At 74.0% G+C, this 14,960-nt stretch carries 12 protein-coding genes and 3 tRNA genes; 2 read left to right on the top strand and 13 right to left on the bottom strand.

From position 1 onward, the window contains the following. Positions 1 to 78: 78 nt before the first annotated feature. Entirely contained in the window at positions 79 to 1,077 is a 999-nt protein-coding gene (holA, locus tag ACIO5E_RS00485; RefSeq protein WP_400661781.1) for a DNA polymerase III subunit delta, read from the bottom strand. Positions 1,078 to 1,155: 78 nt separating this feature from the next. Between holA and ACIO5E_RS00480 the strand changes: the two genes are divergently transcribed. Next, complete coding sequence (locus ACIO5E_RS00480; protein WP_400661778.1) at positions 1,156 to 1,449, top strand: hypothetical protein; 294 nt, start codon at positions 1,156 to 1,158, stop codon at positions 1,447 to 1,449. A 161-nt stretch (positions 1,450 to 1,610) separates the two neighbouring features. Here ACIO5E_RS00480 and ACIO5E_RS00475 read toward each other — a convergent pair whose 3' ends face one another. From ACIO5E_RS00475 to ACIO5E_RS00440, 8 genes are all read right to left on the bottom strand, one after another. Continuing rightward, positions 1,611 to 4,274 carry a ComEC/Rec2 family competence protein gene (locus tag ACIO5E_RS00475; protein WP_400661776.1) on the bottom strand — a complete coding sequence of 888 codons (2,664 nt, stop codon included), beginning with the start codon at positions 4,272 to 4,274 and terminating at the stop codon, positions 1,611 to 1,613. Positions 4,275 to 4,426: 152 nt separating this feature from the next. Continuing rightward, positions 4,427 to 5,419: a helix-hairpin-helix domain-containing protein gene (locus ACIO5E_RS00470; protein ID WP_400661774.1), complete on the bottom strand. Its 993-nt coding sequence runs from the start codon at positions 5,417 to 5,419 to the stop codon at positions 4,427 to 4,429. A 130-nt stretch (positions 5,420 to 5,549) separates the two neighbouring features. Continuing rightward, a complete protein-coding gene (locus ACIO5E_RS00465) occupies positions 5,550 to 6,395 on the bottom strand; it encodes a DegV family protein (RefSeq protein WP_400661772.1) in 846 nt (281 codons plus the stop codon). A 194-nt stretch (positions 6,396 to 6,589) separates the two neighbouring features. Further along, the gene (locus tag ACIO5E_RS00460; RefSeq protein WP_400661770.1) at positions 6,590 to 7,360 is read right to left on the bottom strand and encodes a hypothetical protein; all 771 of its coding nucleotides are present in this window, start codon (positions 7,358 to 7,360) and stop codon (positions 6,590 to 6,592) included. 428 nt (positions 7,361 to 7,788) lie between these two features. After that, complete coding sequence (gene leuS, locus ACIO5E_RS00455; RefSeq protein ID WP_400661767.1) at positions 7,789 to 10,671, bottom strand: leucine--tRNA ligase; 2,883 nt, start codon at positions 10,669 to 10,671, stop codon at positions 7,789 to 7,791. Between the two features lie 323 nt (positions 10,672 to 10,994). Then, a complete protein-coding gene (locus tag ACIO5E_RS00450; protein WP_400661764.1) occupies positions 10,995 to 12,302 on the bottom strand; it encodes a hypothetical protein in 1,308 nt (435 codons plus the stop codon). 97 nt (positions 12,303 to 12,399) lie between these two features. Beyond that, a tRNA-Ala gene (locus ACIO5E_RS00445) sits at positions 12,400 to 12,472 on the bottom strand. Between the two features lie 190 nt (positions 12,473 to 12,662). Next, on the bottom strand, positions 12,663 to 12,890 hold the full coding sequence (locus ACIO5E_RS00440) for a hypothetical protein (protein ID WP_400663456.1): 228 nt from the start codon (positions 12,888 to 12,890) through the stop codon (positions 12,663 to 12,665). On the opposite strand from ACIO5E_RS00440, the gene ACIO5E_RS00435 reads away from it, so the two are divergent. Then, positions 12,786 to 13,259 carry a hypothetical protein gene (locus ACIO5E_RS00435; RefSeq protein ID WP_400663362.1) on the top strand — a complete coding sequence of 158 codons (474 nt, stop codon included), beginning with the start codon at positions 12,786 to 12,788 and terminating at the stop codon, positions 13,257 to 13,259. The genes ACIO5E_RS00440 and ACIO5E_RS00435 overlap by 105 nt on opposite strands. A 127-nt stretch (positions 13,260 to 13,386) precedes the next feature. Here ACIO5E_RS00435 and ACIO5E_RS00430 read toward each other — a convergent pair. From ACIO5E_RS00430 to rsfS, 4 genes are all read right to left on the bottom strand, one after another. Further along, positions 13,387 to 13,459, bottom strand: a tRNA-Ala gene (locus ACIO5E_RS00430). Between the two features lie 43 nt (positions 13,460 to 13,502). Next, a tRNA-Ala gene (locus ACIO5E_RS00425) sits at positions 13,503 to 13,575 on the bottom strand. A 147-nt stretch (positions 13,576 to 13,722) separates the two neighbouring features. Beyond that, a complete protein-coding gene (locus ACIO5E_RS00420; protein WP_400663360.1) occupies positions 13,723 to 14,370 on the bottom strand; it encodes a histidine phosphatase family protein in 648 nt (215 codons plus the stop codon). Beyond that, entirely contained in the window at positions 14,367 to 14,825 is a 459-nt protein-coding gene (gene rsfS / locus ACIO5E_RS00415; protein WP_400661762.1) for a ribosome silencing factor, read from the bottom strand. The genes ACIO5E_RS00420 and rsfS overlap by 4 nt, the downstream gene beginning before the upstream one ends. Positions 14,826 to 14,960: the final 135 nt, after the last annotated feature.

Here is a 14,960-nt window from a genome sequence, read left to right as displayed (position 1 = left end):
GGGCCATAGGGCCGGGTCTTACGTGCCGGGTCTTACGTGCCGGGTCTTACGGAGCCGGGTCTTCCGTGCCGGGGCCGGTCAGTAGGTGGGGCGGGACCCTGCCCGGGCAGCCCGGGCGACGGCCACCACTGCGCGCTCCAGCGCGAAGGCCGGATCGTCCGAGCCGCCCTTCACCGCCGCGTCGGCCTGGGCGATCGCGGTCAGCGCGGTGGCCACCCCGTCGCCCGTCCAGCCGCGCATCTGCTGGCGGACCCGCTCGACCTTCCACGGCGGCATGCCCAACTCGCGGGCCAGATCGGCCGGGCGCATGTTCCGCCCGGTGGTCGCCAACCGCCCGATGCTGCGCACCCCGGAGGCCAGCGCGTAGGTGATGCCCGTCGGCGGCTGCCCCACGGCCAGCGCCCAGCGCAGCCGCTCCAGCGCCTCCGCCGCCCGGCCGGTGACGGCCAGGTCGGCCACCTCGAAGCCCGTCGCCTCGGCCCGGCCGCTGTAGTAGCGGGCCACCACCGTCTCGTCGATCGCGCCCTCGACATCCGAGGTCAGCTGGCTGCACGCGGCCGCCAGCTCCCGCAGGTCGCTGCCGAGCGAGTCCAGCAGGGCCTGGCAGGCCTCCGGCGTGGCCGAGCGGCCCAGCGTACGGAACTCGCCCCGGACGAAGGCCAGCCGCTCACTCGCCTTGGCCAGCTTCGCGCAGGCCACCTCGCGACCGCCCGCCTTGCGCCCGGCGTCCAGCAGGCCCTTGCCCTTGGCGCCGCCCGCGTGGACCAGCACCATGATCACCTCGTCGGCGGGCGCCTCGATGTACGCCTTGACCTCCTTCACCGACTCGGCGGAGAGGTCCTGCGCGGCCCGGACCACGATCACCTTGCGTTCGGCGAACAGCGACGGCGTGGTCAGCTCAGCCAGACTCCCCGGCTGCAGGCCGCCGGGCGGCAGATCACGCACGTCGGTGTCCGGATCCGCCGCCTTCGCCGCCGCCACCACCTGGGCGACCGCACGGTCCAGCAGCAGCTCCTCCTGGCCGACCGCGAGGGTCAGCGGGGCGAGCAGGTCGTCGGGTGCACTCTTCCTGGCCATCGCCTACCAGCATCCCACGGGGCGCGGACACTCCCGCCCGGCCGACCTGTCCGCCGGCCCGACCTGGAGAATGGCCCAGTGACCGAGAACCACACCACCGACCTGCCGGACGTCGACGACCCGCACGCCCGGCAACTGCTCGTCCTGCCCGACCGCGACGCCGCCGAGGACGCCTTCGAGGAACTCAGCGCCACCCACCCCGACCTCGGTGAGCTCGAAATCGTCCGCGACGCCCTCGCCGGCGAGGACGACGCCGAGGACGCGCAGTGGCTCGTCGTCGTCGAACCCCCGGAAGACGGCTGGACCCCGGCTCACCTCCACGCCCTCGACACCCTCGCCGCCACCCACGAAGGCTGGCGCGAAGAGGGCTGACCCGGCCACGACGCGGCGCACGCGGCGCGCTCCGGGCTTGCTCGGAGCGCGCCGCAACTGTTCTCCGGGCCCCCGCCCCCGCCCCCCCACCCCTCCCTCCTCCTCCCCACCCCAACCCCTTTCCCTTCCCCACTTCGTGGACGGGAGGAGGAGAGCGGGGGTCATCCGGGCGGAGCCCGCGGGGCGTGCGGGGCGTACGGGGCCCGCGGAGCCCGCGGGGCGTACGAGGCCCGGCCGGCGCCGGAGGCGACGGCCGACGCGCTCCCGCCGTGGGAGCGCGGCTTGCGCACCTCGTGGGCGGTCCGGGGATGCACGGACACACCGAGGGTGGCCGGGGAGTCGCCCGTCACGGCGATGTCGCCCACCCGGTCGGTGCGCAGCACGCTCGCGCCCAACGCGCGCAAGTGGTCGACCGTCCGCGCGGACGGGTGCCCGTACGCATTGCCCTCACCGCACGAGATCAAGGCCAACCGGGGACGCAACGCGCCGGTCAGGTCCCAGTCCTGGTGCGCCGATCCGTGATGCGCCACCTTCAGGACGTCCACCCGCCTCAAGCGGCCCAGCAGCGCCGACTGGGCGGGCGGTTCGAGGTCCCCGAGCAACGCCATCCGCAGGCCACCCGCGACCGACACCCGCAACGCGACGCTGGCGTTGTTCGCGCCGGGTGCCTCAACAGCCACCGTGGGATCGGGCCAGACCACCTCCCACGACAACCCCGCGCCCACCGAACGCCGTTCACCTCGCCCAGCACGCAGGAGCGGCACCCCGGCGCCGGCCGCCCAACCTGCCACCCGGGCCGCCTCGCCCGGTGGATCGTCCAGGGTCGTGCCCTCGACCGCACCGACCCGACGCCCCCGCAACACCCCCGGCACGCCCTCGACGTGATCGGCGTGGAAGTGCGTCAGCAGCAGGAGCGGCACCGCCGTGATGCCGAGGTCGCGCAGACACCTGTCGGCGGCGTTCGGATCCGGCCCCGCATCGACCACCACCGCGCTGTCCGGCGCACCGGCCGCGAGGACCAGCATGTCCCCTTGGCCGACATCGCACATCACCATCCGCCACCCTGGCGGCGGCCAGCCGGTGGCGATCCGGGTGAGCTGCGGTGGCCGCAGCAGCACGGCCAGCAGGACCACGAGCAGCACCCCCGTCACCAGCGCCCGTACCCACCGCAGCCGGGCGCGGACTGGCTCGCCGGGCCGCGCGCGCCGCGGCAGCAGGAGCGGCGCCGCCCAGCAGACCGCCAGGGTGACCAGCGCAACCGTCGCCGTCCCGAACCACCCACCCGGCCAGGAGAGTTGCCCACCCGGCAGCTCGGCACCGCGCCGCGCCACCAGGGCGAGCCAGCCGACCGGCACTCCGGCCGGCTCCGCGAGCAGCCGGGCCAGGTCCGGGAGGAGCGGCTGCAGCACGAGCACCCCGAAACCGAGCAGGGTCGCCGGGGCCACCGCCAGCTCGGCCAGCAGGTTGCACGGGATCGCGACCAGGCTGATGTGCCCGGACAGCACCACCGTCACCGGCGCGCACAGCGCCTGGGCGGCGGCCGTCGCCGCGAGGGCGCCCGCCAGGTGGCGCGGCCAGCGCCGGGCCCGCAGCGCCTCGGCCCAGTGCGGCCCGAGGACGAGCAGCCCGGCCGTGGCGAGCACCGAGAGCAGGAATCCGAAGGAGCGCGCCAGGAACGGGTCGAGCAGGACCAGGACCAGGACCGTCCCGGCGAGCGCGGGCACCGCCTGCCGGGGACGGCCGGTGGCCAGCGCGAGCATGCCGATCAGACCCGTCCCCGCCGCGCGCAGCACACTGGGCTCCGGTCGGCAGACGGTGACGAAGGCCAGCGTCAACGCCGTCCCGAGCATGGCGCTGGTGCGCAGCGAGAGCCCCAGCACCGCGGCCAGCCCGCGCCGTTCCGGGGTCCCGGCCTGGCCGGGGGCACCCAGCAGCACGCCGAGGACGATCGCCAGGTTGGCACCGCTGACCGCCACCAGGTGCACCAGGTCGGTGGCCCGGAAGGCGTCCTCGAGGTCGTCGGGCAGTTGAGAGGTGTCCCCGACGACCAGGCCCGGGAGCAGTCCGCGCGCGTCCGGCGGGAGTCCGTCGACAGCCGTGCGCAGCCCGGCACGCAGCCGCCCGGCGACACGCTGCGGCAGGCTCGGCGGCTCGATCTGCCTGGGCTGGCCGTGGACGACCAGCAGCGCCGCGGACTCGGTGTCGTGGCCCTCCCCCGCAGGCCGTACCTCGGCCTCCGCCGCCAGCCGCTCCGACGGGAGCAGCCGCTGCCAGGGCCCGGACTCCGCTCCCCGGACCATGACGGTCACCGGGGTCCGGGTCCTGGTGCTCCGCCCGTCCGGGACGAGTGTGACCCGGTCGGCCACCGCGTCGACGGTGAGGAGGGTCTGCCCGCCGGTGGTCCCGCCCCGGGCCGCGTGGGACTTCGGATCGCCGGCGACGGTCAGCTCCACCTCCACCACCCGGGCGGGCTCGCCCGGGGATCGCGGTGGGGCGTGCTCGGCCGCGCGGGCGAGCTCCGGTAGCGGCCCCCGGTGCAGGTCGGCGGTGTGCAGCGGGGTGGCGATCGCGGCCGCGGCCCCGGTGAGCAGGATGGCTGCCGAGGTCACCGCCGCTCCGCGACGGCGTGGGACCGCCGGCCTGGCGAGCAGCAGGACGGCTGCCAGTGCGGCGGCACCCGCCAGGCTGAAGGCGAGGACGTCGTACCCCGGCTCCAGGTCGAGGAGCGCGGCCGTCACCACCCAGGCCGAGACGGCGGGAAGCAGCAGCCGAAAGTCGGCACCCGTGGAACGGGTGTGCAGGATCGGGTCGGTGGTGGCGGACATGGCGGTACCTCCCTTCGGCGGGGCGGCGGCGACGGCGGCGACGACGACGACGGCTGACGACACAACGGCTGGACGAAAGCGGCCACGAACAGCACGGGGAGAAGGACGGGCGAACGGATCCGCGGAGAGTCGGGAGAGAGTCGGAAGGGACGTCAGAGGGTGAGCAGCGGACGGAGCTCCGCGAACGTGCGAGCGCCGATGCCGCTGACCTGCCGGAGCTGGTCGAGCGTGCGGAACGAGCCGTGCGACGTGCGGTAGGCGAGGATGCGCTGGGCGAGCGTCGGGCCGACTCCGGGGAGGGTGTCGAGCTGTTCGAGGGTGGCGCGGTTGAGACTGACGGGTGGCCTCGAAGTGCCGGCCGCCGGTGGCCCGTTGCCGGCCCCGGCGCCCGGGGCGGGGGCCGAGCCCGGCTCGCCGACCAGGATCTGCTCACCATCCGTCAGTACGCGGGCCAGGTTGAGGCCCCGGGTGTCCGTCTCCGGCAGCGGGCCGCCCGCCGCCCGTAAGGCGTCGGCCACCCGCGAGCCGCCGGGCAGGGTGTGCAGGCCGGGGAGGTGGACCCGTCCGCCGATGTCGACCACGACGGCCGCCTGGGCCCCGAAGGCAGCGGCATCGGCGGCCTCGGCCGAGGCCGTGCCCGAGGCAGGAGCCGACACGGGCGCGGACTCCGCCGGCCCCGGTGACACCGGGGCGGACGCCAGCGCCGGCACGGCTACCGCCTGCGGCCGGGCCAGCCAGAAGTGCTGCACGGCGTAGCCGACCGCGAACAGCAGCAGGACGGCCAGCCCGGCCACCGCCCGCCGGTCGAGCGCCATCGCCGAACCGAACCGGAGGCGCGCCCCGGCCACCGGCTCCGGCGGGTCCACGACCCCGCCCACCCCGGACGGCTCCAACGGCGCAGGCGGCCACTCCCCAGCCCCGGACGGAGCCGCACCCGAAGGCGGCCCGGTCGCCGTGGGCTCCCCCGCCACCGCACCGGAGCCCCCAGGCCCGCCGGGCCCGACCCCGGCTCCTCCTCCGCCGCCTCCGCCGCCACCACCACCACCACCAGCCCCATCGTTCACCGGCAGCAACGCCGCCATCCGCAGCCGTACGGTCTCGTTGATCTCGTGGCGCTTCGCCGCGCCCAGGCTCATGCTCGTCATGCCGAGGACGGTAGGAGTCCTCGGCAGTGCGCGCAGAAGTTACCGAAACCCTGTGGATAACCCGGGGGTTGTGGATGAATCAGCTCACTCGCACGAGTAGTCAGAGCACCGCCGAGTTGACCGGAGCCCCTCAGCGCGGCGCGACCACCACCGCGAGCAGCCCCGGCCCGACGTGTGCGCCGATCACCGCCCCCACCTCGCCCACGTACAGCTCCCGCAGGCCGGGCACCCGCGCCCGCAGCCGCTCCGCGAGCGGCTCGGCCCGTTCCTCGGCCGCCAGGTGGTGCACGGTGATGTCGACCTCCGCGTCCCCCGACCGCTCGACCGCGATCTCCTCCAGGCGCGCGATCGCCCGCGACGCGGTGCGCACCTTCTCCAACGGCTCGATCCGCCCCCCGTCCAGGTGCAGCAGCGGCTTGACCGCCAGCGCCGACCCGAGCAGCGCCCGCGCCGCCCCGATCCGACCGCCCCTGCGCAGGTACTCCAGGGTGTCGACGTAGAAGAACCCGCTGGTCACGGCAGCCCGCCGGGTGGCGGCCTCGGCCGCCTCCGCCAGGTCCCGCCCGGCCGCGATCGCCTCGGCCGCCGCCAGTGCCGCATATCCGAGGGCCATGCCGACCAGCCGGCTGTCCACCACCCGTACCGGTACGGGCGCCTCGGCGGCCGCCAGCCGGGCGGCCTCCACCGTGCCGGACAGCTCGCCGGAGATGTGCACCGAGACGATGCCCTTCGCCCCGGCCTCGACGGCGCCCCGGTAGGCGGCGGCGAAGGTCTCGGGATTGGGCCGGGAGGTCGTCACCCGCTGCTTCTCGCGCAGCGCCTCGGCGACGTCCTTGGGAGAGATCTCGACACCCTCGCAGAGGACCGAGTCACCGACCGCGACGCTCAGCGGGACCACCGTGATCCCGTACCGATCGAGGGCCTCCTGCGGCAGATAGGCCGTGGAATCGGTGACAAGTGCGAGGTCGGAGGGCATGAGGCGGAGGTTACTCCCCGTTCGTCCGTGAGGACAGCGCCCGCCCGCGGGCCCCGAAAGGCGACGCCGAAGCCCCACCGAAGTGGCTCCGCACCGCCAAGCAGTCGGTCGAGCGCGCGGCAAGTTCACGGCGAGCAGGCGACGCGAGGAGACGGCGCGAGCAGGTTCGCGGCGAGGAGACGGCGCGAGCAGGCTCAGCCCGCCGTGGGCCCCGCCGACGGCTTCCGCAACCGCTGCGCCAGCTTGGCCAGCGGGTCCGCGAGTCCGAGGAGTTCCTCGGCACTCGGACGCCCCTTCCCGTCCGTCAACCCGGCCCGCGCAGCGCCCCCGGAGGACGCCTCCGCACCCGGCGAAGACGAGGAAGAAGAAGAGGAGGCAGAGGACGAGGAGGACGAAGCGGAGGACGCCGCCGAAGTGTCCCAGTGCCGCAGCGCCCCCGCCTCGCTCTCGCACTCCTGGCCGAGCCGGCTCAGCTCGTCGTCCGCGAACCGGTGCATCCGGTCCTGCGCGGCCCAGCGCATGGTCTCCGCCGAGTGGGTGATCCGCTCGGCACGCTCGCGCAGCTCCGGCAGCTTGGCCGCGATCCGCGCGGTGTCCGGCTCCCGCTCCAGCATCCGCAGTTCGCCGTCGAGCTCGGCGGCGTGCGTATCGAGCCTGGTCAGCAGGGCGAGGGCCTCGCCGAGCTGACCGTCCTGGGGAAGGCCGCTCTCCAGGACCTGCCGGGTGCCGTCGAGTGAGGTGCGCAGACCGAGCCGGACGGCGGCGATCTGCCCGGGCGGTCCGACCTTGGTGAAGGTCTTCGCCTTGAGGGTGGCGTTCTCCACGACGCGCCGGGCGTTGGCCTCGTGCCGCCCGATCTTCGCGGCGACGGCCTTCGCCGCCTTGACCGTGCCGACCACGGCCAGCACGAGCACCGCGATCCCGAAGAGCAGGACCAGGCCGATCATCACGCCGAACGCGTCCATCGCGAGCCACCTTCCGCCACCGTTTCGGCCCCCACCGGACCCAACGCGGGCCGTACTGCCGAGGGTTCCACGGTAGCCGCCGGATCGGACCCGGGGCGGGCCGAACGGGCCCGGGCGGCGGAGATCAGGGACAGATCGGGGATCTCCCCGAGGGTCCACGAGCCCCTGGGCACCACCAGGCCCGACCCGCCCTGGCACAACCGACACCAGCCATCCCGGGCACGACGAAGGACGGGCACGACGAAGGACGGGCACGACGAAGAGCGGGCACGACGAAGAGCGGGCACGACGAAGGGCGGGCGCCCCGAAGGACGCCCGCCCCGTCAGTCCCGGTCGACAGGCCTCGCACCACAGCCCACCGTCACCAGGCCCCGGTCCTCAGCCCTCAACCAACGGGCCCCGGCCATCAGACCTCAGGTCAACCGACCTCAGCCGGTGACGATGTTCACCAGCTTCGGCGCCCGCGCGATCACCTTGCGCACCGGCGCGTCACCGATCGCCGCGACGACCGCCGGGTCGGCCAGCGCCAACGCCTCCAGCTCGGCGTCCGAGATCGTCGGCGCGACCTCCAGCCGGGCCTTCACCTTGCCCTTGATCTGCACCACGCAGGTCACCGCCTCGTCCACCACGTACGCCGGGTCGGCGACCGGGTAGTCGGTGTGCGCCAGCGACTCGCCGTGGCCCAGTCGGCGCCACAGCTCCTCGGCGATGTGCGGGGCCAGCGGCGCGACGATCAGGACCAGCTGCTCGGCCACGGCGCGCGGCGTCGAACCGCGCTTGACCAGGTAGTTGTTCAGCTCGATCGCCTTGGCGACGGCCGTGTTGAACCGCAGCCCGGCCATGTCGCCACGGATGCCGTCGATCGTCTTGTGCAGGGCGCGCAGCGTCGCCTCGTCCGGCTCCTCGTCAGTGACGACCAGGTCACCGGTGGCCTCCGAGACGATGTTGCGCCACAGCCGCTGCAGGAAGCGGTACGAGCCCACGACGGCGCGGGTGTCCCAAGGGCGGGAGACGTCCAGCGGGCCCATGGACATCTCGTACAGGCGCAGCGTGTCGGCGCCGTACTCGTCGGCGATGTCGTCGGGGGCGACGGCGTTCTTCAGGGACTTGCCCATCTTGCCGGCCTCGCGCTTGACCGCTTCGCCCTGCCAGAAGTACGCGCCGCCGCGCTCCTCGACCTCGGCGGCGGGCACCGGGAAGCCGCGCTCGTCGCGGTAGACGTCGGCGGTGATCATGCCCTGGTTGAACAGCTTGTGGAACGGCTCGACGGACGAGACGTGGCCCAGGTCGTGCAGCACCTTGTGCCAGAAGCGCGCGTACAGCAGGTGCAGCACGGCGTGCTCGGCACCGCCGACGTACAGGTCGGCACCGCCGGCCGGCTTGGTCTCCGTCGGGCCCAGCCAGTACCTCTCGTTGGCCGGGTCGACGACCGCCGAGGAGTTCGACGGGTCGACGTAGCGCAGCTCGTACCAGCACGAACCCGCCCAGTTGGGCATGGTGTTGGTCTCGCGGCGGTAGGTGCGCACGCCGTCGCCCAGGTCCAGCTCGACGGTGACCCAGTCCTCGTTGCGCGACAGCGGGGTCTTGGGCGAGGAGGTGGAGTCGTACGGGTCGTAGGTGTGCGGCGAGTAGTCGTCGACCTCGGGGACCTCGACCGGCAGCATCGACTCGGGCAGCGCGTGCATGACGCCGTCCTCGTCGTAGACGATCGGGAAGGGCTCGCCCCAGTACCGCTGGCGACTGAACAGCCAGTCGCGCAGGCGGTAGTTGACGGTGCCCTCGCCGATACCGCGCTCGGCCAGCCACGCCGTCACGCGGGCCTTGGCGTCGACGACGCTCAGGCCGTCCAGCGTCAGGTCGTCCCGGGAGGAGTTGACGATGACGGAGTCGTAGGTGTCGAACGCGTCGTCCCAGGCGGCCGGGTCCTCGCCGCGCCCGTCCGTGGGCGCGACGACGCAGCGCATCGGCAGCGCGAAGGCGCGGGCGAAGGCGAAGTCGCGGTGGTCGTGGGCGGGGACGGCCATGATGGCGCCGGTGCCGTAGCCCATCAGCACGTAGTCGGCGATGAACACCGGGACCGCCGCGCCGCTGACCGGGTTCACCGCGTAGGCGCCGGTGAAGACGCCGGTCTTGACCTTGGCCTCGACCTGCCGCTCGACGTCCGACTTGGCGGCGGCCGCGGCGCGGTAGGCGGCGATGGCCTCGGCGGGGGTGGCGGCGCCGCCGGTCCACTCGGCGGGCACGCCCTCGGGCCAGGCGGCGGGGGCGATCGAGTCGACCAGGCCGTGCTCGGGGGCCAGCACCATGTAGGTGGCGCCGAACAGGGTGTCGGGCCGGGTGGTGAAGACGGTGATCTTCTCATCGGAGCCGACGGCGAAGTCGACCCGCGCACCCTCGGAGCGCCCGATCCAGTTGCGCTGCTGCAGCTTGATGGCCTCGGGCCAGTCCAGCAGGTCCAGGTCGGCGATCAGACGGTCGGAGTACGCGGTGATGCGCATCATCCACTGGCGCAGGTTGGACTTGAACACCGGGAAGTTGCCGCGCTCGGAGCGGCCGTCCGCGGTGACCTCCTCGTTGGCCAGTACGGTGCCCAGGCCGGGGCACCAGTTGACCGGCACCTCCTTGGCGTAGGCCAGCCGGTACTCGCCCAGCAGCTCGTCGCGCTCGGCGGCGGACAGGTCGGCCCACGGGCGCCCGTCGGGGGTCGGCCGCGCGCCGGACTCGAACCGGGCGATCAGCTCGGCGATCGGGCGGGCCTTGCCGGCGGCCTCGTCGTACCAGGAGTTGAAGATCTGCAGGAAGATCCACTGGGTCCAGCGGTAGTAGTCCGGGTCGATCGTGGAGATCGAGCGGCGCGGGTCGTGACCCAGGCCCAGCCGGCGCAGTTGCTGGCGCATGTTGGCGATGTTGGCCTCGGTGGAGACCCGCGGGTGGGTGCCGGTCTGCACCGCGTACTGCTCGGCGGGCAGGCCGAACGCGTCGTAGCCCAGCGTGTGCAGCACGTTGTGGCCGGTCATCCGCTGGTAGCGCGCGTAGACGTCGGTGGCGATGTAGCCCAGCGGGTGGCCGACGTGCAGGCCCGCGCCCGAGGGGTACGGGAACATGTCCATGATGAAGCTGTGCGGCTTCGCGGCGACGTCGCCGGCCGCCGGGTCGGCCAGGGCACCGGCGGGGTTGGGGGCGTTGAACGTGCCCTCCTTCTCCCAGATGTCCTGCCAGCGGGACTCGATCTCCGCCGCCAGCGCGGCGCTGTACCGGAACGGCTCGGTCGCGGTCTCGGCCGTGCCGGACGCAGGGGTCGTCTCGCTCATGGTCCTTCAAGCTCCATCGATGTCAGTTGGCGAACCGCGCACACGGCCGGCCCGTGAACGGGGGCGGAAAACAAAAAATCCCCTCGCAGGAGGGGACGCCACGCCGACTCCGGCACCGCCCGAGGGCGCAGCCGGTCCTGGTCAGCGCGGCCGGCTAAGGAGCAGGCGCACGGTTCGCATGGGCTCAGGGTACCGCAAGCAGGTCAACGCGCTCCCGGGTGTCCGCCGGTGCCGGACGGCACCGCCCGCACCCGCGCCGCACCGCCCGCCGCCCCGCCCAACCCCTGCGCCGCACCGCCGCACCGCCGCACCGCCGCACCGCCTCACCGCCCCGCCGGTGACGCCGCCGCCCGCGTCGCCGCGTCGAAGTCGCGCAGTGCCCGGGCCAGCCGCTCGGACTGCATGCCCGCCGCGAGCGCCCGGGCGAGCGCCGCGGTGCGGGCGGCCTCCCGCTGGTCACCGAGGCGCCGGTGGGTCTCGGCGAGGCGGACCATCAGCAGCGCCTTGGACCGCGCCCGGCCCGCCCCCAGGCCGGCGACGGCCTCGGCCAGCAGCGCCTTGGCCAGCCGGTGCTGGCCGAGCGCCAGGCGCCCCTCCCCCACCATCCCGGCGAGTTCGGCGCGGGCCTCGGCCGTGCCGGGCACGCCGTCGAGTTCGGCGAAGGCCCGGGCGGCGGCGGCCTCGGCCTGCTCGGCCTCGCCCCGGCGGCCGTGCGCGCGGGCGATCCGGCCGAGTTGCCGGGCCCGCCCGGCAGGGCTCAGGACGGCGCCGTGCGTCACCAGGGCCGTGTTGAGCGCGGAGACGGCGTCCAGGCCGCGCCCGCCGGTGCCCTGGGTGGCGAGCACCACCAGGGCGCCGAGCACGGCGACGCCGAGCCGGGCGTCGCCACTGACGTGGGCGGCCCGCAGGGCGGCGACGAACGCCCGCTGGGCGGCCGCGTCGTGGCCGAGGTCGTACGCGGCCCAGCCGGCCAGTCGGGCGAGCCGGCTGGCCGTGCCGTACAGCTCGCGGCCGATCCGCTCGTCGTACGCGCCGAGCTCCAACAGCTTGGCCAGCATGGCGAGTTCGGCCCGGGCGGGGCCGAGGACGAGGCCGCCGCCGCAGGAGCGTTCGAGCCGCTGCTTGCTGCGGTAGGACAGGCCGAGGTCGCCGACGAGGCTGGGGTCGACGCGCAGTGCGCCCTCCCCGCCTCCGACGGGCGGCGGCGGGGAGGCGAGCCGTTCGGCGACCTGGTCGAGGTCGGTGCCGCGGAAGAGGTCGGTGAGGCGGACGGGCCCGGCGTCGTTGGCGGCCTCGCGCAGCGCGGTCTGGGCGGTGTCGGCGGTCCACGGGTCGGTGAGAAGCCGGGGCGAGAGGATCTTGGCGCCGCGGTGGCCGCCCATCCGGCCCCAGAGCTGCTCGTAGGTGACGGCGATACCGAGGGTGCGGCTGAGCACTTCGCAGACCGTCTGGTCGTGCGGGCTGCGCGGCACCATGCCACGGTCGCGCCACTTGTAGGGGGCGGTGGAGCTGATGGCCAGGCCCGGCGGCAGGGCGAGGCTCACCTCGCGGGCGAGCCGTTCCGGACTCCAGCCGAGCTGGTGCAGTATCCGGGCCAGTTCCTCGTTCCGCCTTCGCTCCAGATCGGCCATGGCACGACGGTAGCGGTCTTTCCGGCTCTCCCGCCGGTGGCATGACCAGAACGCCGAAGGGCCGCCCCCCTTTTCGGGAGGCGGCCCTCGACTACTGTGGAGCTACGGGGAATTGAACCCCGGACCTCTTGCATGCCATGCAAGCGCTCTACCAACTGAGCTACAGCCCCTTGACCTGCGATGTCACCGGGGGCTTTCGACCGTTTCCGTCCGGTTTCCCTCGGCGACATCGACTACTTTACACGGTCCCGGGGGTGCTCCACGAATCCGTTCCCCGAGGTCCGCGAACCCGCTTCCCCCGATGCGGCCCGGCCGGCCCCGGCCCACCCCGACCCGGGCCCTGCCCGGCCGGACCCGGCCCTACCCCGCCGACCGCCGGGTACGGGCGGCGAAGCCCGCGCCGAGCAGGACGGCGACGGCGTTGACCGCGAGGGTGACCAGCAGCGCGTGCCCCGAGTCGGCGGCCGGCGCCGGCAGGTCGACCTGGCCGAGGAACACCGAGCCGAGCACCGCGACCCCGACCACCTGGCCGAGCTGGATGACCGTCACCATCACGCCGCTGGCGTCCGCCGCGTCCTCGGGCGCCACACCGGCCAGCGCCCGGGCCCCGGCGCAGCCGACGCGCTGCCGCGGATGGTGGCGGTGCTGTGGTCGGCGTACGGGCGGCACGTGGGCGAGCCGGCCTGGGAGGAGCACGTGCGGCGGCTGGCGGCGCGCAGCGGGCTGTTCCGGGAGCTGTGGGAGCGCCAGGAGGTGGCGCCGCCGGAGGCGTGGCTCCGGGTGTTCCGGCACCCGCAGGTGGGTGTGCTGAACCTGAAGGCGTCGTACCTGACGATCCCGGGGGTGCCCGAGTGCTACATCGTGGCGTACGTCCCGATCGGCCCGGAGGACCAGGCGCGGGTCGAGCAACTGGGCTCGCTGCCGCCGGGCGGCGGGGTGCACACCTGCCACCCGTAGCACCCGGCCCGTCCGTAAGGACCCGGCCGGTCCTCAGCACCCGCCCGTCCGCAAGGGCCCGGTCGGCCCGCAGGGCCCGACAACGCGAGAGGCCGCCACCCGATGGGTGGCGGCCTCTCGACTGTTGTGGAGCTACGGGGAATTGAACCCCGGACCTCTTGCATGCCATGCAAGCGCTCTACCAACTGAGCTACAGCCCCGCGACACGCGCGACCCTGGCGAACCAGGACCGCTGGTGCGGAGTGGAGCTACGGGGAATTGAACCCCGGACCTCTTGCATGCCATGCAAGCGCTCTACCAACTGAGCTACAGCCCCGCACTCACCGGATTTCCCGCTTCCCTTCCGGGCCGCGTTCCCTCCGTGCGAACGAGGAAGACTCTAGCTGGTCAGGCCCGGAACTGCGAAATCCGCCCGTTCGGGCCCCCTCCGCCCCGCCCCGCGACGCGCCCGTCGCTCAGTCGCTCAGGTGTCGTCGCCGATGACCGGCTGCGGGAGCGTGCCCGCGTTGTGCTCCAGCAGGCGCCAGCCGCGCGCCCCCTGCCCGAGCACCGACCAGCAGCAGTTGGACAGCCCGCCGAAGCACTCCCACTGGGCCGGTTCCAGGTCCAGCAGCCGCCCGAGCATGGTGCGGATGGTGCCGCCGTGGCTGACCACCACCAGCGTCCCCTCCTCCGGCAGCTTGTCGACGGCCTCCAGCACCACCGGCACCGAGCGGTCGGCGACCTCGGTGGCCAGTTCGCCGCCGCCGCGCCGCACCGACTCGCCGGCTGCCCAGGCCGCGTACTCCTCCGGGTAGCGGGAGCGGATCTCGGCGTTGGTCAGGCCCTGCCAGGAGCCCGCATAGGTCTCCCGCAGGCCCTCGTGGTGCTGCACGTCGAGGCCGGTGACCTTGGCCAGCTCCTCGGCGGTGTGCCTGGCCCGCGTGAGGTCGGAGGAGATCAGCAGGTCGGGGCGCAGGCCGGAGAGCAGCCGGGCCGCCCGCTGGGCCTGCAGGACGCCCTGGTCGGTCAGTTCGATGTCGGTGGTGCCCTGGAAGCGGGACTCCAGGTTCCAGGAGGTCTGGCCGTGTCGCCAGAAGACGATGCGCGACCCCCGCGCGTCCCGGCTCAGTGCAGGTCCTCGGGCTTGCCGAAGTCGTCGGCCGGGGCGACGGCGTTGCCGGCCTCGTCGGTGTACGCGTCGGGCCGGTTGCGCGAGGCCAGGGCGTCCTCGGGCAGCGGCAGCTCGGGGCAGTCCTTCCAGAGGCGGTCCAGCGAGTAGAAGGAGCGCTCCTCCGCGTGCTGGACGTGCACGACGATGTCCAGGTAGTCGAGCAGGATCCAGCGGCCGTCGCGCTCGCCCTCGCGGCGCACCGGCTTGATGTCCAGCTGCTCGCGCAGCTGGTCCTCGATCTCCTCGGCGATCGACCGGACCTGGCGGTCGTTGTTCGCGGAGGCGATCAGGAAGGCGTCGGTGATCGACAGCACCTCGCTGACGTCGAAGGCGATGATGTTGTGCGCGAGCTTGTCGGCCGCCGCCTGCGCGGCGACGGTGATGAGCTGCTGGCTGTGGTCGGTGACGGTCACGGTGTTCTTCCGGCTCGGCGGCTTTGGGCGACTCCCGGCACTGGCCGGGGGTCGCCTTCCAGGATCTCACGCCGCCCGGGCGGCCCCGGAACGTATTTTCGGGGCCGCCCGGGCCGGAGGGTCGCCCGCCCGGGT

Origin of the sequence: Kitasatospora sp. NPDC087314, from assembly GCF_044744365.1 — a bacterium.
Taxonomy (GTDB): Bacteria; Actinomycetota; Actinomycetes; order Streptomycetales; family Streptomycetaceae; genus Kitasatospora.
Note: the sequence above shows the minus strand (reverse complement) of the source record. Positions and strands in the feature narration are given on the sequence as shown.